The sequence below is a fragment of the Psychrobacter sp. CX10 genome, from assembly GCF_057621575.2.
The window spans coordinates 2,757,382-2,776,566 of record NZ_CM177736.1; the positions used below are offsets into that span (position 1 = coordinate 2,757,382).

The 19,185-nt window shown below is 40.0% G+C and carries 16 protein-coding genes; 8 read left to right on the forward strand and 8 right to left on the reverse strand.

Features of this window, described 5'->3' with window-relative positions:
• Positions 1-22 precede the first annotated feature (22 nt).
• Together AC21OH_RS11175 and AC21OH_RS11180 are read left to right on the forward strand one after the other, a co-directional pair.
• The gene (locus AC21OH_RS11175) at positions 23-727 is read left to right on the forward strand and encodes a pseudouridine synthase (RefSeq protein ID WP_487369875.1); all 705 of its coding nucleotides are present in this window, start codon (positions 23-25) and stop codon (positions 725-727) included.
• A 244-nt stretch (positions 728-971) separates the two neighbouring features.
• Entirely contained in the window at positions 972-2,129 is a 1,158-nt protein-coding gene (locus tag AC21OH_RS11180; protein WP_487369874.1) for a thioredoxin fold domain-containing protein, read from the forward strand.
• 47 nt (positions 2,130-2,176) lie between these two features.
• Here AC21OH_RS11180 and AC21OH_RS11185 read toward each other — a convergent pair whose 3' ends face one another.
• Complete coding sequence (locus tag AC21OH_RS11185) at positions 2,177-2,950, reverse strand: hypothetical protein (protein ID WP_487369873.1); 774 nt, start codon at positions 2,948-2,950, stop codon at positions 2,177-2,179.
• Positions 2,951-2,995: 45 nt separating this feature from the next.
• Complete coding sequence (locus AC21OH_RS11190; RefSeq protein ID WP_487369872.1) at positions 2,996-3,655, reverse strand: DUF2939 domain-containing protein; 660 nt, start codon at positions 3,653-3,655, stop codon at positions 2,996-2,998.
• 268 nt (positions 3,656-3,923) lie between these two features.
• Here AC21OH_RS11190 and dnaJ point away from each other — a divergent pair, with 268 nt between their 5' ends.
• The 3 genes from dnaJ (at position 3,924) to AC21OH_RS11205 (ending at position 7,820) form a co-directional block, all read left to right on the forward strand.
• A complete protein-coding gene (dnaJ, locus tag AC21OH_RS11195) occupies positions 3,924-5,057 on the forward strand; it encodes a molecular chaperone DnaJ (RefSeq protein WP_486535241.1) in 1,134 nt (377 codons plus the stop codon).
• 445 nt (positions 5,058-5,502) lie between these two features.
• Complete coding sequence (gene dapB / locus AC21OH_RS11200) at positions 5,503-6,327, forward strand: 4-hydroxy-tetrahydrodipicolinate reductase (RefSeq protein WP_487369871.1); 825 nt, start codon at positions 5,503-5,505, stop codon at positions 6,325-6,327.
• A gap of 224 nt (positions 6,328-6,551) precedes the next feature.
• The gene (locus AC21OH_RS11205; RefSeq protein WP_487369870.1) at positions 6,552-7,820 is read left to right on the forward strand and encodes a DUF819 family protein; all 1,269 of its coding nucleotides are present in this window, start codon (positions 6,552-6,554) and stop codon (positions 7,818-7,820) included.
• Positions 7,821-7,961: 141 nt separating this feature from the next.
• Here AC21OH_RS11205 and def read toward each other — a convergent pair whose 3' ends face one another.
• Both def and AC21OH_RS11215 read right to left on the reverse strand, forming a co-directional pair.
• A complete protein-coding gene (gene def, locus AC21OH_RS11210) occupies positions 7,962-8,492 on the reverse strand; it encodes a peptide deformylase (protein ID WP_487369869.1) in 531 nt (176 codons plus the stop codon).
• A gap of 650 nt (positions 8,493-9,142) precedes the next feature.
• A complete protein-coding gene (locus AC21OH_RS11215; RefSeq protein ID WP_486535237.1) occupies positions 9,143-9,397 on the reverse strand; it encodes a GlsB/YeaQ/YmgE family stress response membrane protein in 255 nt (84 codons plus the stop codon).
• Between the two features lie 1,186 nt (positions 9,398-10,583).
• Between AC21OH_RS11215 and AC21OH_RS11220 the strand changes: the two genes are divergently transcribed.
• Positions 10,584-10,778, forward strand: coding sequence for a hypothetical protein (locus AC21OH_RS11220; RefSeq protein WP_487369867.1), 195 nt, complete (start codon positions 10,584-10,586; stop codon positions 10,776-10,778).
• A 126-nt stretch (positions 10,779-10,904) separates the two neighbouring features.
• Positions 10,905-11,414 carry a hypothetical protein gene (locus AC21OH_RS11225; RefSeq protein WP_487369866.1) on the forward strand — a complete coding sequence of 170 codons (510 nt, stop codon included), beginning with the start codon at positions 10,905-10,907 and terminating at the stop codon, positions 11,412-11,414.
• A gap of 233 nt (positions 11,415-11,647) precedes the next feature.
• Here the strand turns inward: AC21OH_RS11225 and mpl are convergent, their stop codons facing one another.
• The 4 genes from mpl to erpA all read right to left on the reverse strand — a co-directional run bounded on the left by mpl (position 11,648) and on the right by erpA (position 16,621).
• A complete protein-coding gene (mpl, locus tag AC21OH_RS11230) occupies positions 11,648-13,141 on the reverse strand; it encodes a UDP-N-acetylmuramate:L-alanyl-gamma-D-glutamyl-meso-diaminopimelate ligase (protein ID WP_487369865.1) in 1,494 nt (497 codons plus the stop codon).
• A gap of 143 nt (positions 13,142-13,284) precedes the next feature.
• Complete coding sequence (locus AC21OH_RS11235) at positions 13,285-13,800, reverse strand: disulfide bond formation protein B (protein ID WP_487369864.1); 516 nt, start codon at positions 13,798-13,800, stop codon at positions 13,285-13,287.
• 184 nt (positions 13,801-13,984) lie between these two features.
• Positions 13,985-15,559 carry a glutamate--cysteine ligase gene (gene gshA / locus AC21OH_RS11240; protein ID WP_487369863.1) on the reverse strand — a complete coding sequence of 525 codons (1,575 nt, stop codon included), beginning with the start codon at positions 15,557-15,559 and terminating at the stop codon, positions 13,985-13,987.
• 732 nt (positions 15,560-16,291) lie between these two features.
• Complete coding sequence (erpA, locus tag AC21OH_RS11245) at positions 16,292-16,621, reverse strand: iron-sulfur cluster insertion protein ErpA (protein WP_486535233.1); 330 nt, start codon at positions 16,619-16,621, stop codon at positions 16,292-16,294.
• A 550-nt stretch (positions 16,622-17,171) separates the two neighbouring features.
• Here erpA and AC21OH_RS11250 point away from each other — a divergent pair.
• The gene (locus AC21OH_RS11250) at positions 17,172-19,166 is read left to right on the forward strand and encodes an ABC-F family ATP-binding cassette domain-containing protein (RefSeq protein WP_487369862.1); all 1,995 of its coding nucleotides are present in this window, start codon (positions 17,172-17,174) and stop codon (positions 19,164-19,166) included.
• The last annotated feature ends 19 nt before the right edge of the window (positions 19,167-19,185 follow it).

Sequence of the window (19,185 nt, forward strand, 5' to 3'; positions counted from 1 at the left end):
TACAACTTAGAGGATACCATAAATGCGTTTAGACAAATTTATAAGCAAAGCGACCGAACTGTCGCGTAAAGAAGCCAAAAAATCACTACATGCCAGTGAAATCACGGTCAATGACGAGGTCGTAAAAGATGGCAGTGTTCATGTCGATGTGCTCAATGACGAGGTCATGTGGCTGGGTGAGCCATTGTCTGTCGCAACCGGCAGCCGCTACATCTTACTGTATAAGCCAGAGGGTTTTGAGTGTACTTTAAAGCCAAAAGAGTATCCGATTGTGACCGAGCTTATCGCCGTGCCTGAGCTCAGTAGCTTACGTATCGCTGGGCGTTTGGATGTCGATACCACGGGCGCACTAATTTTAAGTGATGATGGTGGTTGGTTACACCGCGTGACCAGCCCTCGTCATCAACATGCCAAAGTATATGAGATGACGCTCGCTGACCCGATGAGTGAAGAAGAACAAGCCCATGCGGTCAAAAAAGTAGCACAAGGTATCTTGCTAGATGGTGATTATGAGCCGACTAAGCCTGCTAAGCTTAAGTTTATTGATGATACTCATGCACGCTTAACGCTTACCGAAGGCAAATATCATCAAGTAAAACGTATGATGGGTTATTTTGGCAATAAGGTTGTTGCGCTGCATCGTGCCAGCATTGGTGATGTGACGCTTGAGGGTCTGGAAAAGGGTGAGAGCCGTTTCTTAACCGAAGAAGAGGTTAATAGTTTTTAAGCTTAATAGCTTTTAGGAATAATGACTTATAAGGTTAATGACTTTTAATGAAATAAATATACTGGACGCGTTAAGCGTCCTTTTATCTGATATCGTATTTAGAATAAGAATGCTGTATTGATTCAAAATGCGTCTAACAAAAAGTAACGAATTGAGTCATCTGTGCAAAACATATACGATATTATATCGATACTTATATTATTTTAAATTTTAATTCTATTATTACGACTTTGTAGGTGCATATATGAGACAGATATCGCAAACAAAAAATGGATCAATTCAAAAAAAGTTTTCTCTACCATTGTTATCTTTACCATTAGCCATATCGATGACCATCTCTCCATTTGTAATCATGTCTCCTGCACAGGCCAATCTTGAGTTATTTAATAACGCCTATGACAAGATAACAGCAGCCAGCAACAATTCAATAGCGTCCCAATTAGCAGCACCTACTGAGCAACAAAAACAGCGCATCAAAGACATCTTAAACCGTGCAGGTATGACGGCACCCATTGAGTCTATCGCGCCCTCCAAATTACCTTCAATGTATCAAATTACTTTGGTTCAAACGCAAGGTGCTCAAGGCGGTAAACCCCAGCCGCCGCTACATATTACCGCTGATGGTCAATACATCTTGCAAGGAGAGTTAAGAGCTAACCCAAGCCCTAAAAAATCTACACCATCTCAAGAGCCGCCCAGTCAAACCTTGAGCGGCATGCCTGTAAGCGAGCAGCTTAGAGCGTCATTATTAGACAATACAAGCTTACTCAAAAATATCACGCCAGATGTGTCTTTTTATCATACTTCGGTACCGGGTGTGATCTGGGGGATTACGGTTGCTGGTACACCGTTTTTAACCAACACAGAGGCGAGCGTCTTTAATACTGAGGGTGAAATCTCATTAATTCGTAATGGTCAGTTTGCAGGGTTAGATATTGACTTCGAACAAAGAAAAAACCAGTATATTTTGTCACAGCTCAATGAAGATGAGTTGGTTGTTTATCCTGCAACCACAGATGAAAAGGCAGTGATATACGTGGCGACAGATATCAATTGTCCCTATTGCCGTATTATGCATAAAGATATGGATAAGCTAAATCGTCAAGGTATTACGGTGAAGGTGATTGGATTCCCAGTATATCCTGAGTCCAAAGAGCTGATGCGTAAGCTATGGTGCGAAGCGGATCAGGCGCGTAAACACGCGTTAGATGCTGCCATGAATGGGCTGCCAGTAAGCAACTACTGCGATGGCAGAGCAACCAATAATCTAGCCACTAATCAGCAATTGGCCGCAGGACTGGTGGTGGCTGCGACCCCTGCCATTTATCGTGAGGATGGTATGCCGTTTAATGGGACTTATAACGACCCTAGGTTTTTACCGTTTTTGGGTATAGCTGACTAAGGGCTGTATCCTAACGTTTTAAATTAAGGGCTTTAAGCAGATAGGATCTAATTAAGATAGCTTGCGGTATCAATCACCTTACGTTTATCGCCTTCAATATAGTATTCTTCGCCCGATTCGGTACGAACCATAAAATCCCAGCCACCATTGGCATCAAGTAATGAGCTAAATAAAGAGCTTTGAATGGACTGGGGAATATGGTTAACATAAAAAATGACAAAAGTATCATCCGCCCATTTTTCTAGCTTAGACAACTCAATGCCGTTCTGTTCAAGCAGTGTATTTGTTAGGTGATTGATATGCTGGATATCAGTGTTGATGTTTGGAGTTTCGCCGTATTTATACTGTAAGTCTATGACAGCATCGGCAATATTGTTTTTGAAAATACGACCAAATTTATCGATATAATACATAGTGCGTAGTGGTTGTGTGTTTGGGTCGCCACCACATTTAGGACTATGTCTTTCATAGATACTTAGCTCATATTTTATAGGTAGGGTAGATGGTGACATCTTGTTCACGGCATAAGTAAAGCACCCCCTTTGATTGTTTAAATGAAACCTTCGAATTAACAGTTGGTAACTGTTACGTTGGCTGGCTGTCATTATTGACAAATAATCACTCTCCTTAGTAATTATCTTATTACCATCCCAGTCAAGCAGTGACTTTGAATATGAATCTGTATTTGTATGCACAGCATCAATCCCTAAAGATTGAGTCGATTGCATACTTAGTGCTGTATTACTGATCGCCACCGAAATTAAAGTAGCTGATATGACTTTAAGACATAAATTCAAAGAAGGCTCATGAAGTAGTTTCATAATATTAGATATCCATCGTCTAGTGCCAATCTTAAAAATAAGTCTTTATGGCAACACCACATCCACAATCTTCCAGTCGATAAGTCCTTCTCGCGCCATTTCTACCGTGACAGGGTAGCCTTTGAGTTTGCCTGAAACCGTAAAGCAATTGATACCACAGTACGATAGGTCAGGCTTTGGACTATCTTCACCACTTTGAGCGCGCTGCTCAAGCTCATCTGCTTGCTGATTTATAAGAGTCTGAACTTGATTTTTCATCACAGCGTCTAAGTCACCACGCTGAACAATCAGCTGTTGAATCAACCCTTGCAATTCAATTTTATTAGAGGCAATCGCCCAGCTAGCAGCAAACTCTTTGGTAGCTTTGTTTGCTTGACCTTGCGTGTTGATTAAGCTGCTGACATTGTCCGCGTTAACGGCTTGACGTGTCGCTTGCTGAATAAAGCTATTGGCAGTTTGTTGCAGTGCGTCACCGCCTAACTGCGCCACTAACGGATATTGAGTTAATGTGGTAGCAAATCGCTGGGTTAACTGGTTTTGAATATTCGGCTGTAATTGCTCAAAATCAATGTATTGCGTTACGGCGTCACCGTCGTGGGCATCATAAGCATTTTTGAGCTGATAGACCGTGTAATATGGCGAACCTAAGAAGACAGCAGCCAAAACAATAACAATTAAAATAAGAAGTGTAATGAATTTTTTCATAAACGGTAGACACTGTGGTTAATAAGCTTGGGTTAATAATAAGCGGTCAATGACAACGATTTTACCACGCCTGCTTGATAAATGAGGTGTTTGTCACCATTAACGTTGCAAAGTATTAATAAATTTTTGAAACATGCAAACCATGATGCACTTAGTGTGAATTATTGTACCTATTATTACGCTTTGCATGACCGGCTAACTACAATTGTATTGATTGAAGTGGTGGTGTTTCACGTGGAACGTAATGGGTAAATTGATAGGAGACTCCATGAGCAAGCGCGATTTTTACGAAGTATTGGGTGTAGATAAAAACGCCGATGAACGTGAAATTAAAAAAGCCTACCGTAAGTTGGCAATGAAATACCATCCAGACCGTAATTCTGATGATCCTGATGCTGAAGAGAAGTTTAAAGAAGCGTCAATGGCTTATGAAGTATTAAGCGATCAGGACAAACGTTCAGCATACGACCGAATGGGGCATGCAGCCTTTGAAAATGGTATGGGCGGCGGCGGTTTTGGCGGCGCAGGTGCGGGTAACTTCCAAGATATCTTTGGTGATATATTCGGTAACTTTGGCGATATCTTTGGACAAGCCCGTGGCGGTGGAAATCGTCAGCGCCGAGGTTCTGACTTACGTTATATGATCGAGCTTACCCTTGAAGAAGCCGTTCGTGGCTGTAAAAAAGAAATCAGCTTTACGGCGCCCGCGCCTTGTGAGACGTGTGACGGCAAAGGCGCAAAAGATGCCTCCGATGTTCAAACTTGTAGCACGTGTGGTGGGCATGGTCAGGTACGTATGCAGCAAGGATTTTTTGCAGTACAGCAAACTTGCCCTAACTGCGGCGGCTCTGGTCAAGAGATTAAAAACCCATGTGATGACTGTCATGGTAGTGGCGTAAAAGAAAAATCACGTACCCTTGAAGTCTCAATCCCTGCAGGTGTTGATGATGGTGATCGCGTACGCCTAGCTGGTGAAGGTGAAGCGGGCGGTGCTGGCGTGCAAAACGGTGATTTATATGTCGAAGTGCGGGTTAAAGATCACCCTGTATTTACGCGTCAAGGTGCTGATTTGTATATGGATGTTCCGGTTAGTATTACCGATGCGGCACTGGGTAAAGAAGTTGAAATACCAACTTTGGATGGCAAAGTTAAGATTAAAATTGCTGAGGGCACGCAAAGTGGAAAGCTACTACGTGTTCGTGGCAAAGGTGTAACGCCAGTGCGTACGACGATGAAGGGCGATCTTATCTGCCGCATTATGGTTGAAACACCTGTTAATCTTAATCGCGAGCAAAAAGACTTACTGCGTCAATTCCAAGACACTCTGGATGGCGATAGCAAACATGATCAGTCACCAAAGAAAAAGTCTTTCTTTGATAAGCTTAGCGATTTGTTCGATTAGGTTTGAACCATCAGTGCAGCATCTAAATTAGTTGCTGTTATAGAGTTGAGTTTTGTATATTGGCCTGTGGGTTTCACGTGAAACCTACAGGCCCTTTTTAGTCTAGAAAGCTTTTTACAAATATAACTACTAATATAGCTACAAATATAATCGTGCTATCATTCGATAGAATTATTCGTACTATATTCAGCGAACTACTAAGCGGTTAGGGTGTTCACTTCGCTCCCCCACGACGGCAGTACTTGCACTCGGTTGCCTTAAAACCCTTTTAGACTTCTTTGACTATATATTGACCGTATTAAGTGCGAATTGAACCCTGTATGAATTAAACCAAGTATGAATTAAACCAAGTATAAATTAATGGCGTATAAAATAAAATAACCGTTAAACCTAATAAACAAAATAAACCTAATACCAAGTAATCAAATAATAAAAGGAGTAACCCATGACACAGCAGAGCTCTAAGACAATTAGCGTAGGTATCATAGGCGCTGGAGGCCGTATGGGGCGTATGCTCATTGAAGCGATTAATAACAATAAATCTACTACATTATCAGCAGCGATAGAGCGTCAGGGTTCAAGCTTAATAGGCGTTGATGCAGGTGAGCTTGTCGGGCTTGAGAAAAATGGAGTGGCCTTGTCTGATGATTTAGAATCACAGCTTGATAAGATGGATGTGTTAATAGACTTTAGCCTGCCAGACTCAACCGAACAGAATGCTCAACTGTGTGCCAAGCATAATGTGGCGATGGTGATTGGAACCACAGGATTGAGTGAGGCGCAAGAAGCAGCGTTAGATCAAGCTTGCGGGCAAATCCCAGTGGTTTATGCCGGCAACTACTCAACCGGCGTCAACGTGTCTTTAAAGCTTATTGAAATGGCGGCCAAAGCATTTGGGGACACCGCTGATATTGAAGTGGTGGAGTCCCATCATAAGCATAAAGTTGATGCGCCGTCAGGCACTGCTTATATGATGGCCAATGCCGCAGCAGAAGCACGTGGACAGGACTTAAAAGAAGTGGCGCTGTACGGACGAGAAGGGCACACAGGAGAGCGTAAACAAGGCAGTATTGGTATCCATGCTATTCGCGGTGGAGAAATCATAGGGGATCACAGTGTCATGTTTATCGCCGATGGTGAAATGGTAGAAATCAAACATCACGCCCGCGAGCGTATGACCTTTGCAGCAGGAGCGGTACGAGCAGCGACTTGGGTAGTTACTCAGTCTACTGGTCGTTATGATATGCAGGATGTGCTGGGTTTAAAATAATCAGGGTTTTATACATAATCTCTAATACATGACCTCTAATACATAATCTCTAATACGTAATCCGTAATTAGCGACTCAGTTTCAGCCATAGGATTGATAATAATTAAGGGCATAGGTACACGCCTTTGAAGCTACTATATTAAACAACCTAAGCACTCATACTTTCTCATAGCGTCAAGCTCTCTGAGATAAGCCATCAGCGATAAAATGAAAAAGGATTTTCAATGATCGCTTTGTTTAGTGTCATACTATTTTCTATACCCGTTTTGATTATCTTACTGGCGCAAAAGTTTGCTTGGTTAGATAAGTTAGGTGTGGTTATTTTAGCATTTGCAGCAGGACTGCTTTTTGCCTACCTGTATCAACCTGCTGAGTCATCAATTTTATCAGCGTTAACGTTTGCCAAAACTCAGGTTTCAGAAATTTCCGTCGCCCTTGCCATCCCCTTATTGTTATTCTCAATCAATATACCAGCCTCGTTCAAACTCTCAGGCAATGCCTTAAAAGGGTTTTTGTTGGCGTGCTTATCAATGTGTATTGCAGCAGCCGCTACGTCACTTATATTTGCAGATCAAGTAGCTTTGATATGGCAAGCTGCAGGCATGACGGTAGGAGGCTATACGGGAGGTGGGCAGAATATCGGCGCGGTCAAAGCTGCCATTGATGCTGATGAGACGCTATTTATTGAAGTGTTGACCTACGATATTCTTATTTCAACTGTATACTTGTTATTAGTCATGACCGTATTAAAGCCATTAGCCTTAATGTTTTTACCAAAATTTGCCAAACATCAAGACCGCAATACAAAAGCAGTTAATCATAATACTGCACCAGATTCTTTACCAAACACATTAAAAGATTCTTTACCAGAGCCTTTAACAGAGATTAGGCATGATCAGACAAACAGCGATTTTATGCATTTATCCAATGATAAAGCCTCTATGTATGCAGGATGGGTCGATAAGAAAATGTTCGGCTCAGTGCTAATAGCGTTAGGCTTATCAGTACTGTGTATAGCGATCTCTATGCTTGCATCCCTGCCTTTAAATGGTCCAATGCAATCTGCATTTACTGTCATTATGCTCACTACGTTTGGGGCGATATTATCTTGTATACCCAAAGTTCGAGCACTACGCATTAGCTATCCATTGGGTATGTTTTTTATCCTCGTATTTTGTTTTACCTCAGGCAGTATGGCAAGCTTATCAGGCGTAGCTACGCTTAACTGGGGTTTGTTTAGTTATATTATCATGGCCTTGATTGTGTCAATAATCATACACGGCATACTGTGTAAAATATTTAAAATAGATGTCGATACATTTGTGGTGACAAGCTCGGCGGCCGTGATGTCAGTACCGTTCATTCCAATGATTACCAGTAGAATTAAAAACAAGGCTCTGTTATTTCCAGGCCTAGCTATCGGGGTCATTGGATATGTACTCGGAAATTATTTGGGGATTATGATGGCGTACATTGTTCAGTGCATTACCTAGTTTTAAGCTATTAAAAAGCCCTACTGTTTTAATGTATTAACTTAAAATACATAAAAACAGTAGGGCTTAACTTAACTAGACTTAATTAGGTTTTATTTTTTACCATGACTATGACGCCTCAAACTATATAGGTTCAAAAGGTTAAGCTTTAGTTGACGCCAGCTGTTTTTCTCTTAACTTTACCACTTTACGCACTTTGTCTCGTGCCCGTGTTTGTTTTAAGCGTGATAGATAATCTACAAATAACACCCCGTTTAAGTGATCCATTTCATGCTGTATACAAACGGCCAACAACCCTTCGGCAATCTCTTCAAAAGGATTACCCTCCCCATCTAGCGCTTCGATTTTAACTTTGGTTGGGCGTTCGACGGAATCATACACGTCAGGTACAGATAAGCAGCCTTCTTCATACGGCTTTTTATCTTCGATGAGCGGTGTGACTTTAGGGTTAATAAAGACACGTGGGGTGTCGTTATTTTCTGACAGATCCATAACGATGAGCTGAATATGACGATCGACCTGCGTTGCCGCCAGTCCAATACCTTTGGCATCGTACATGGTCTCAACCATATCTGAGATTAGCTGTTTAATATCCGCATCGACGGTTTTAACAGGCTCAGCTATGGTTCGTAAACGAGGGTCTGGGTAACTTAATATTGGTAATATGGCCATAATTGATCACGTTATTAGATAAAAATGAATTAAATTTTAGAAATTATAAGAAAGTATAGGGCTTTATTATAAAGATATGGTTGGTCATTGACCCGCTTATTAATAGCCCTTTGCAATCATAAGCTAGTAGATGAGGGGGCGGACATCAAAAATCAAGCCCTGTTAAAGCGCAGAGTCAGTCTCTATTATACGCCAGTTTGGTTATGAATTAAATTTATGACCGATACAAAAGTACTGTCGTTTGCGAATGATGAGTTGTCACTACGAGTGAAGAATAATTTATTACGAATTATACAAGAACCTATAGTCAGCGAACTACTAAACGTTTATAGTGTTAACCTCGTTAAGCCTACTCTAGCAATACTTGCACTCGGTCGCCTTGTAACCATTTTAGACTTCTTTGACTATAGTTTAATAACGCATTATTTAAGAAAAGATTTTTAATATTATAAAATACCGAAGGGTGGATATTGTTCAGACATCAACACATAAAAAAAGCGGACTTAAATAATAAGTCCGCCTAGTTAGTTACTTGAGTCATTTATTCGAGTTAGCTATTCGCGTTATTTATTGCTTAAGCCATGTCATTTTAATCATCTGTTGTAGATATTTATCTACTATACATCATAGTTAAATAAATATACTCTAATTTATACTTTTCGTTTACCAGTTATAATTTCATAGATAAATAATAGAATAATAGCCCCTATTACTGAGAAGGCAAGACCCATAAAGCCGCCGTCTGCATCAATACCAAGCATACTACCTAAGAATCCACCAATTAGGGCACCAGCGATACCCAAAACAATGGTCATTATCCAGCCCATCGAGTCGTTACCTGGTTTAATGGCACGCGCTAAAAGACCAGCTACCAAACCTATGATAATCATCCAAATAAAATTCATAATATGTTCTCCTTAATCAATTTGTGTTTAATATAAAGTTTATAGACTATATAGAGCTCGCACAATAGAACCTACTTATAGACCTAAAGCTATGAAGCTTAAGCGTTTGATGTTTTCTAAAACATATCTTTAAACTCTTAGTATTAACTATTATAACTTCCATATTAAGCAATATATTTAATACTTATATTACTTAACTATTAAAGCAAGTAGATACTAGTTAGCTGTCCTATATAGACGAACTAGTTGAAATTCTATTCAATAAGCGGATAGAGCGCTAAGGTAGGTTTGTTAACCATGTATGTGCTGTGTGAGAATCATCCTATCTATGATGACATTTAACAGCTTAACGTTAACAGTTTGTATAGATTTATTAATATCTATGCAAGTTAGGGTAAATACTTTAACATTTTTTTAGGAATCTGACCGTTTATACTTTAGTAGTTTTGATAGATTATCTGTATAAACATTTTAATAGTTTCGATTGAAATATGAGGGCTTTTTAACTCTTAATTTTACAAGCTCAAATTATAGCGACTAAACTTAAAATACTATGGGTTTGTTGACCATTTTTGGGGTTTATCTAAGGCGTTCTATATTAGAAACAGTGTCTTTAAATGTGTCATTTAATGTAATTTTCTAATGAATCGACGTAAAGCATTTATATTCCTAAAAAACATAAAAAAGCCGCTATAAATGAGGTTAGCGGCTATTTTAAATCTATACGATATGGACTAAAGCTAGGTTTAGACTATATTTAAACTAACTTTGCTCGAAACGTTTTAGCAAACGTTGATGTTGAACTAATTTAAGAATTACAAACTTGTTTTGATAAGGTTTTCCACAAGTAGATAATTCAATGTTAAACCTAAATAAGATATTCTATTAAGGTTAGACTATGGTAGCGTACATAACAGTGGGTGCAAAAACCAATCATGGTGGAACCGTCATCTCCGTATCATTGCATTCAATTCATAATGGAGTACTATTTCTCGTAAAGGCGATAAAGTTATTTGTCCAAAGTGCAAGAAATTAACTACTATTTTCTTTAACAGAAGATTTGTCGAGATATACTGAAGGTTTCTGGAAAGATGAAAATAGAGTTCATGCTTTCCATACTATGAAGTATATAGAATTTAACAATTATGTAATGAGTCTTGTAATTAATAAAGCTCAAGGAGCGATCATGCACATGGCAACCTACAGTTTTGGTACACTTTCAATGAATATCAAAGGTGCATATAGTACTTTTAAGCTTACTAAAAAAACATTGAAGGATTACCAAATATTAGAACAATCTATGAGAATTGTTATGAATAAAGGTCCCTCAATATTTAACGAAGAAACATTTTTTAAAATCTTCAACAAAGAATATCATTAAGAGGCAGTTGCAGTGAAAAGTGAACACAATAACTATAAACGAATTAATAGATTGTCAGATATCAAAGAGAGAAAAACATACGGTATATGGTACGAAAGTAAAAACCCACGGTTCTAAGGTAAACTTATGAAACCTTTAGTCATGTTTAGTATTGCTCTATTAATAGCGTCCTGTTCAACTATTATGGATCAAAATAATTGTAAAGATAACCCTCAAAATTATGAAAATTTGATAGTCATTTATTCATCTATTAGGAACGATAAAAAATTATTCATGTTGGCTGAAACTCAAGAAGAGAACGCTATAGCTCATGAAGTATATAGTAACTTAATTCGTAGATTATCATATATAGATGGTCTAAATAATTTGTATAATATCGAATGGGCTAAAGATTATGAAACTAGAGATGGTTATCTAAACTCTGAAATTATTGATGCTTTATGCGTGGGTAATATATTGTTAGAAGAATATCATCCCTATAGAGCCGACGTAAAGTATCCAGAAGCATTTGAAGAAGAAGTTTATCACTTAAGTTTGTCTCATCAGCCATTATACATACGAATACTTGAAAATAGACGCAAAAAGGATGCAGATAGCATTAATACTCTAGATTGTTTAAAACTTCTGAATAATTAAAATCGGAATAGAATATTAATTCTAATATTGAGGCACTTTAAAAAATGGCTTCAATTATTAAATAATAGTTTACGAAGTGTTGATTATCATATATCGAGTTAAATTATCTTCTATTTATTATTCATAAAAATTGGGTGTATTGGACAAAACAAAAAAAGCCGCTATAAATGAGGTTAGCGGCTATTTTAAATCTATACGATATGAATTAAAGCTAGGTTTAGACTATATTTAAACTAACTTTGCTCGAAACATTTTAGCAAACGTTGATGAATCCCCTCGAACCCGCCATTTGACATGATAATAATGGCATCATCTTGTTCAGTTTGACCAATTTGAGAGCAGATATGATCGATTATTTGTTGGGTGTCGTTCATAACATACTGATAATTATGAAGGCCTTGAGCCTCATCGATAACTTGCTTTAGGCCCCACTCCAGACCTGCAGGCTCATACCAAATCACCTCATCTGCCAGTGCAGCAGACGCCGCTAGATTGTCTTTATGTACGCCTAATTTCATAGTGTTGCTGCGCGGCTCTATAATAGCCCAGATTTTAGCAGACTTAAGTTTTTTTCTAGCGCCATCTAAGGTAGTGGTTATCGCAGTAGGATGGTGAGCAAAGTCATCGAATATTTGAACTCGGCTGTTATGCTTGTCTGAGGTGTGCTCAAAGTCAGCAATTAGCTCCATACGCCGCTTTATTCCTGAAAACTTAGATAAAGCGGCGCAAGCGTCTTCAACACTAATGCCGATATCATAAGCTGCCGCTACGGCAACCATTGCATTTTCTACATTATGGCGTCCACTCATACCCCAGTTGACGTCACCTTGGGCAGAGGGACCGTTAGCGTCTTGAAAGTGAATTATAAACTGACTGCCATCTTCTTCAATGAGCTTAGCTTTCCAAGCACAATCCTCAAAACCGCTAGAGACCTGTGTGGTATCTACAATCTCAGTGCGCCAAATAGGAGTCCAACATCCTTTATCTATTGTCGTCTCTAAGCTTTGAGTATGACCCGGCATGATGATTCGACCGCCGCTAGGAATCATACGAATCATATGGTGAAATTGAGTTTGAATAGCGTCTAAGTCTTTAAAAATATCGGCGTGATCAAATTCTAGGTTATTCAAAATAGCTGTACGCGGTCGATAATGAACGAACTTTGAGCGTTTATCAAAAAAGGCAGAATCGTATTCGTCGGCTTCTATCACAAAGTAGCCGCGTTCATCCTGACTAGCTTTATCAGCACCTAAATAGCTACTATGAGCAAAAACTTGGTTTAGCTTTTCATCCTCACTGTCAACCAGCGGCACACCACCAATCAAAAACCCAGCATCGATACCGCAGTAATGCAATACCCAAGCCAGCATCGTCGTCGTTGTAGTCTTGCCGTGGGTGCCTGCCACCGCCAGTACATGACGATACTGCAACACATGCTCAGCCAAAAACTGAGGACCAGAGGTGTAGGGTAGACCTGTATTCAACATATATTCAACGGCATCAATACCACGCTTCATGGCATTGCCTACGATGACCAAATCAGGTGCAGGCTTTAAATGGTCAGCATCATAGCCTTCTTGGATGGTGACCCCTGCACGCTCAAGTTGGGTGGACATGGGCGGATAAATACCAGCATCTGATCCCGTTACGTTATGACCTAAGTCACGTGCTAATAATGCAAGTGAACCCATAAATGTGCCACAAATACCTAAAATATGAACGTGCATGAAACCTCTAAATGTTAAGTTGTCTGTAATAATTTGGATGATGGTTAAATTATTAAGCTATACAGTTATATTACTTAAGCTAGCTTCTACACAGCCTGTTCTTAAAAACAGCTGCTTAAAGTCACTGAAAAAATTTTAAACCATTAAAGCGTGCGTTTAACAGTAATGCGCCCTAAAATGACTAGATTAACCAAAACTAAGAGACTAAACAAGATTAACGCTTGCTCAGGAATTGATAATCCTAAAAATGACCAGCTTATTTCAGCACATTCACCCGATCCTGAAAGTACCTGACTAAGCACCTCTTTCATAGGTAATGCTTCTAGCCAGTAGTCCAGTCCAGGGCCGCATGACGGCACTTGATCCGCAGGCAAGTGCTGCAACCAGACATGACGCGCGGCTACCCCAGCTGACCATAAAATACCAGCCATAGACCCTATCCACAAAATAAGTTGTACCCACTTTTGTTTCGGATTAAAGAGCGCTGCTAAGAGTGCGAAAATACCCATTACAATAAGACCGAAACGCTGAAAGACGCATAACGGACAAGGTGGAAGACCCTTATAATTCTGTAAATATAATATGGCAAATGCCATGGCAACAACTGAAGCGACGACGAGAAGTAGGTTCAAAATCCGATATGAGAATAAGCGCTGCATTAAAGCGGCTCCTTCGCAGCCTATGGCAATGCTCTTAAATGAGAGGGCTAGGCAGTATGGGTTGAGTAAATATAAATAGCTTTATTTTAACGATAAAAAAAGCGTTTACAAGTTTAAAGCGCATAAAGATATGCGTGTAAATCAGGTAAATGCAAATATTATAAGCGGTTATATACCTTGAGCATTAGCGATACTGCTGAATAAAATCATAAAAGCTTTGTTGTTCATTCTGTTCGATATCGTGCTGCTGAATCCATGACTTTTCAGACAAAACTTCATATTGGGCTTGAGTTTTGGGACTTAACGTACTTTTCATGATGTTATCACGGTGTTGTACAGCTAAGGTTTGCCCCAGTTGCCAGCTGCTTCCTAAACGCTCAGTATCAGTTAATACCTGTGCTGATAGGCTGGTTTTTGGATAGGTAGACTTACCCAACATCAGTGTAAGGGCAATGCGATAATGGTTGCCACCATAGTGGGCGTCAAGTAGATTAGCAAAGGGTAGCATCGCTTCTAAATGCTGCTTCATCCACTGTTTAAAATCTATTTCCTGACCGTTTGCTTTAAGGGTAAGATCAGGTTTGCATCCTTGATTGACCACACGTTCTAGATTTTCGGCCAATATATCTTCTTCAGCAGGGAATAACTCTGGTGAGTCATTCATCAAACAATATAGTGCCAGTACTTCAAGGAAGCAGGCAGTCGTTAAGCGAATACCGATGTCACTATAAGGGTCTAAATCAACCGCTCTAAATTCCACATAAGCAATGCCTCGTGACTCAAGCGCATGGCTTGGCGTCTCACCTGATTTGGCGATTTGTTTTGGACGAATTGGGCTATAATATTCGTTCTCAATTTGTAAGATATGGTCATTAATTTGAATTGGATTGCCATCGGCATCATCTAATCCTAACTTACTAAAATTAGACATAGGCGTTTTGATAGCGCGGCGTAACCCTTCAATATATTCAGGTAGCGTGTTATAGCGAATATCGAGCTGATCTTGTACGCTATTGGTATAGCCAAGTCGTCCCATACGTAGGCTTGTGGCATAGGGTTTGTAATAAGTGGTCTTATTCATTAACTCTAAGTCATGCTCGCGGCCAGTCAAGAAACAAGGACACACAGAAGGGCTGGCCCCTGTTAAATATAGCACTAAGCTACTCATACGTTTAAAGTTACGAATAAGGCCTAAGTACTTAATATTCTTAAATTCAGTCAATGACTCGCCTTGAGCGCCTTTAGGCAACGTATCGCGCCATGCTTTAAACAAATCATCGCCGAATGATAAGTTGTAGTGAAGACCAGCAATCGTTTGCATACGGCGACCATAGCGGACACCTAACCCGCTGCGGTATAAGGTTTTTAGGCGGCCGACATTAGAGCTGCCGTAATCTGCTAATGGAATATCTTCATCATCGGATGACAGCATACAGGGCATTGATAGCGGCCACATAAGCTCGCCCTCATCCATAGACTGATATACGAGCACATGAAGTTCACGTAGCATTTTGAGCATTTCGTGAACGCTTGATTTAGGCGGCGTAATGAGTTCGAGCAGACTTTCTGAGTAGTCTGTGGTGATATAGGGATGGGTTAATTTAGAGCCGAGTGCTTCTGGATGAGGTGTCTGCGCCAAATAACCATTTGGCTGCATTCTCAGCCCTTCTTTCTCAACGCCACGTAGCATACCTTCCAAATGTTTGCTAGTTAGCCAAGAAGGCATTATTGAATTATTTGGATTTGTAATATCAGTCATACAGTCATCTCAGAATTAAAAAAAACTCATCGTTTGCTACTCTCTAATTAGACGATCCAAAGTCTAGTCAGATGATGCAAAGTGTTATTAAAAGTGTTATTGTCAGTATTATTATAGGGGTGTCGATATAAACGTGTCATTTTTGCGGTTTGGGTTCAACCAGTTAAAGTCTCTCATCTTTAGCCTCATCAACCAAATTGGGACACGCCCTAATTTAGTTTAGCTCAATGCCGCAAAAAAATCATGTACGGTTACAATAGATAGTCAAAAGAGCCTATATCAATTGTTCGATAAATAATGGCTTTTAAAAATAGGCAGTCAATAGCGCAAACCGCATATTATAACGTGTCTATTCTGTATTACTAGCAGGTTTAACTAGGTTCATAGTATTTTAATACTTATTTATTCGTAAGCTTGTATGAAAAGACTATAAAACGACTATGAAATGACTGGGCATTGAACGATATTAAATAACTGCAAACCAGATAATCTTATAATAAACAACGGTAGGATTAAGGCATAAAAATAGCCGCAACATCAATAAAAGATATTGCGGCTAAAATGACATGGAATAACCATGTTTAAAGGGCATTTTTATAAGTTATAAGCGTTAAGGCTTAATTTTATGGCGTCATAAATAAAGCTTAATAGGTTTAAAACCTTTCAACCATGCATCGTTCATGACCTAAACTAGATGAATACAGAGCTATTAGCTAAATACAAAACGTTAAGTTAGATAGAAAATGAGGAACCACACCCACAAGTAGTGGTCGCATTTGGATTGGTGACCACAAAACGTGCGCCCTCTAAGCCTTCAGTATAATCTACGGTAGAGCCTTGCAAGTATTGATAGCTTAAAGAGTCTACCAATAAGGTAACGTCTCGATTGTCAAAATTGGCATCATCTTCGCCAACTTCATCAGCAAAGTTAAAGCCATAAGAAAAGCCTGAACAGCCACCACCCGTCACATAAACGCGTAACATAAGACTATCATCACCTTCTTCTTCACGTAGTTTACGGACTTTATTAGCAGCACTGTCAGTTAAAGTAATGGTTGTCATAATATCCTCGTAAAGCTTACTACTTCACTTGCGTAATTTCGATAAGCGCTTGTTATTCATCTGTCGCTCTTTTTTTATATTAATACCATCAGTTGTTGACGACAACAGTGTCTGTAGATAAAAGAGACGCTGCCTATCTGCCTATAATGAAACATTGTCTAAGAAAACAGCCCGTAGGAAGATGCTAGCTCGCAGCTTGCAGGGCAAAAACCGATGTCATCCACTATTAAACAGTCAATATAAAGCTAAGAATGGCACAAATTTATCGCAGCTTATTGATATTACGTTTATTTGATTTGATTAATGTTTAGTATACCATAATGAGGGTGAATCCTTGATTTTCAACGTATGACTATCCATAAATATAGAGTGTGATGTCTCACTCATTAAATAAGCCAAAGACAACAAACATCACGTACAATGTGCATCAAGAACAATGTTTATTAAGAACAATGCTCATTAAACACGACGTTCATACGTAAAATATTTTAAATCTGATCCCCTAAAACGTTACAATGCACCCAAATATAACCATAAGCGATATTAAAACATGATCGAATTTAACAATGTTGGGGTTCGACGCGATGGTCGGATTCTATTTTCAGAAGCCACTTTCCAGATTCATCCAGGACAAAAAGTTGGGCTTACCGGTAATAACGGTACCGGAAAATCTACATTGTTTGGCGTGTTATTAACCCAAATGGGTGAGCGCTCCCAAGACGAACTAAGCGTAGATGCAGGCACGGTGAGTATACCAAGCGGCTGGGATGTGGCGCATATGGCTCAGGAAGTTGCCGGCAGTGAGCAATCAGCTATTGACTACGTGTTAAGCGGTGATAAAGAGTGGTATGACATCAATCAAAAGATCAGCAAACCCGATAGCTTAAGTGATGATGACATTGCAAAGCTATATCAGCGCTTTGATGATATTGATGGCTACCGCACCCCAACGACAGCGGCACAAATTATGGCAGGTCTGGGATTTAAGACCAATCAGCATGAGCTGTCTGTTAATGATTTCTCTGGTGGATGGCGCATGCGTTTAAATCTTGCAAAAACGTTAATGAGCCGCGCTGATTTGCTGTTATTAGATGAGCCGACCAACCATCTAGATTTAGATGCAATTTTATGGCTTGAAGAATGGATTGCTAAGTTTGATGGTACTGTCTTATTAATCTCCCATGATCAAACCTTTTTAGACGCAACCGTTGGCTTTATTTTGCATATAGAAAATCACCGGTTGACCTTATATACAGGTAATTACTCGCAGTTTGTACGTGCGCGCAGTGAGCGATTGGCACAGCAGCAACAAGCTTATGAAAAGCAGCAAGAGACCAAAGCACATTTGGAAGATTTTGTGCGACGCTTTAGAGCTAAAGCGTCCAAGGCTAAGCAGGCACAAAGCCGTATAAAGCAATTAGAGCGTATGGCTGACCTCTCCCCCGTTATGGCCGACAATCCGTTTAGCTTTAGGTTTTATGAACCAAGTCATATGAGCTCACCGCTCATTTCATTGAAGTCAGCTGATATTGGCTACAGCGACACGCCTATCTTAACGAATGTGAATGTAGAGATTACGCCAGATACCCGATTGGGGTTGCTTGGTATGAATGGGGCGGGTAAGTCGACCTTAATCAAGGCCTTAGTAGGAGAGCTTGCACCTTTATCAGGCACTTATAAAGTATCTGATACCCTGCACATTGGTTATTTTAACCAGCATCAAATGGACAGCTTGGATGCGCAAGCGTCCCCGATGATTATGATGCGACGTATTGCTGGCAAAACCTCAGATGCTGAGCTGCGTTCGTTCTTGGGTAGTTTTGACTTTCGTGGTGATCGTATTGATACCCCCAGTAAACTGTTTTCAGGGGGTGAACGTGCCCGTTTAACGCTCGCTTTGATCGTATGGCAACAACCTAACGTTCTGATTCTTGATGAGCCTACCAACCATTTAGACTTACAAATGCGCCAAGCACTAACCATGGCACTGCAAGGATTTGCAGGGGCAGTTGTGCTGGTATCGCATGACCGTGAATTGATCGCTAATGTGTGCGATGAATTGTATTTGGTACACAATGGCAAACTACAAGAGTTTGAAGGTGATGTCTCTGACTATGGTAAATGGCTGTCCGAGCAGCGTAAGTCAGATGCCAAAGAAGCGGCCAAAGAGACGCGTGATGCCAAAGCTGCATCAAATGAAGCTGCCAAGCAAGCAGAAGCGGCTAAAAAAGTAGCAGAAGCCAAGGCTCAAGCAGAGGCCCCACAGTTAAGCAAAGAAGAGCGGCGCAAATTGGCTGCCGAACAGCGCAAGTTGACCGCTCCTATACGCAAACGTATAGAGCAAGCAGAAAAAAAACTGGATAACGTGGCGGCTAGTTTGAACGAGTTGGAAGAAAAGCTTACCGATACATCGCTATATGATGAGGACAATAAGAAAAAACTACTCAAGCTATTAGAGGAGCAAGCAAGCTTTCAGCTGCAGCAAGTACAGTTAGAAGAGTCGCTTCTTGGGGCTATGACTGAGCTTGAACAGTATGATAGCTAGTATATGGTTGGCATTTTAA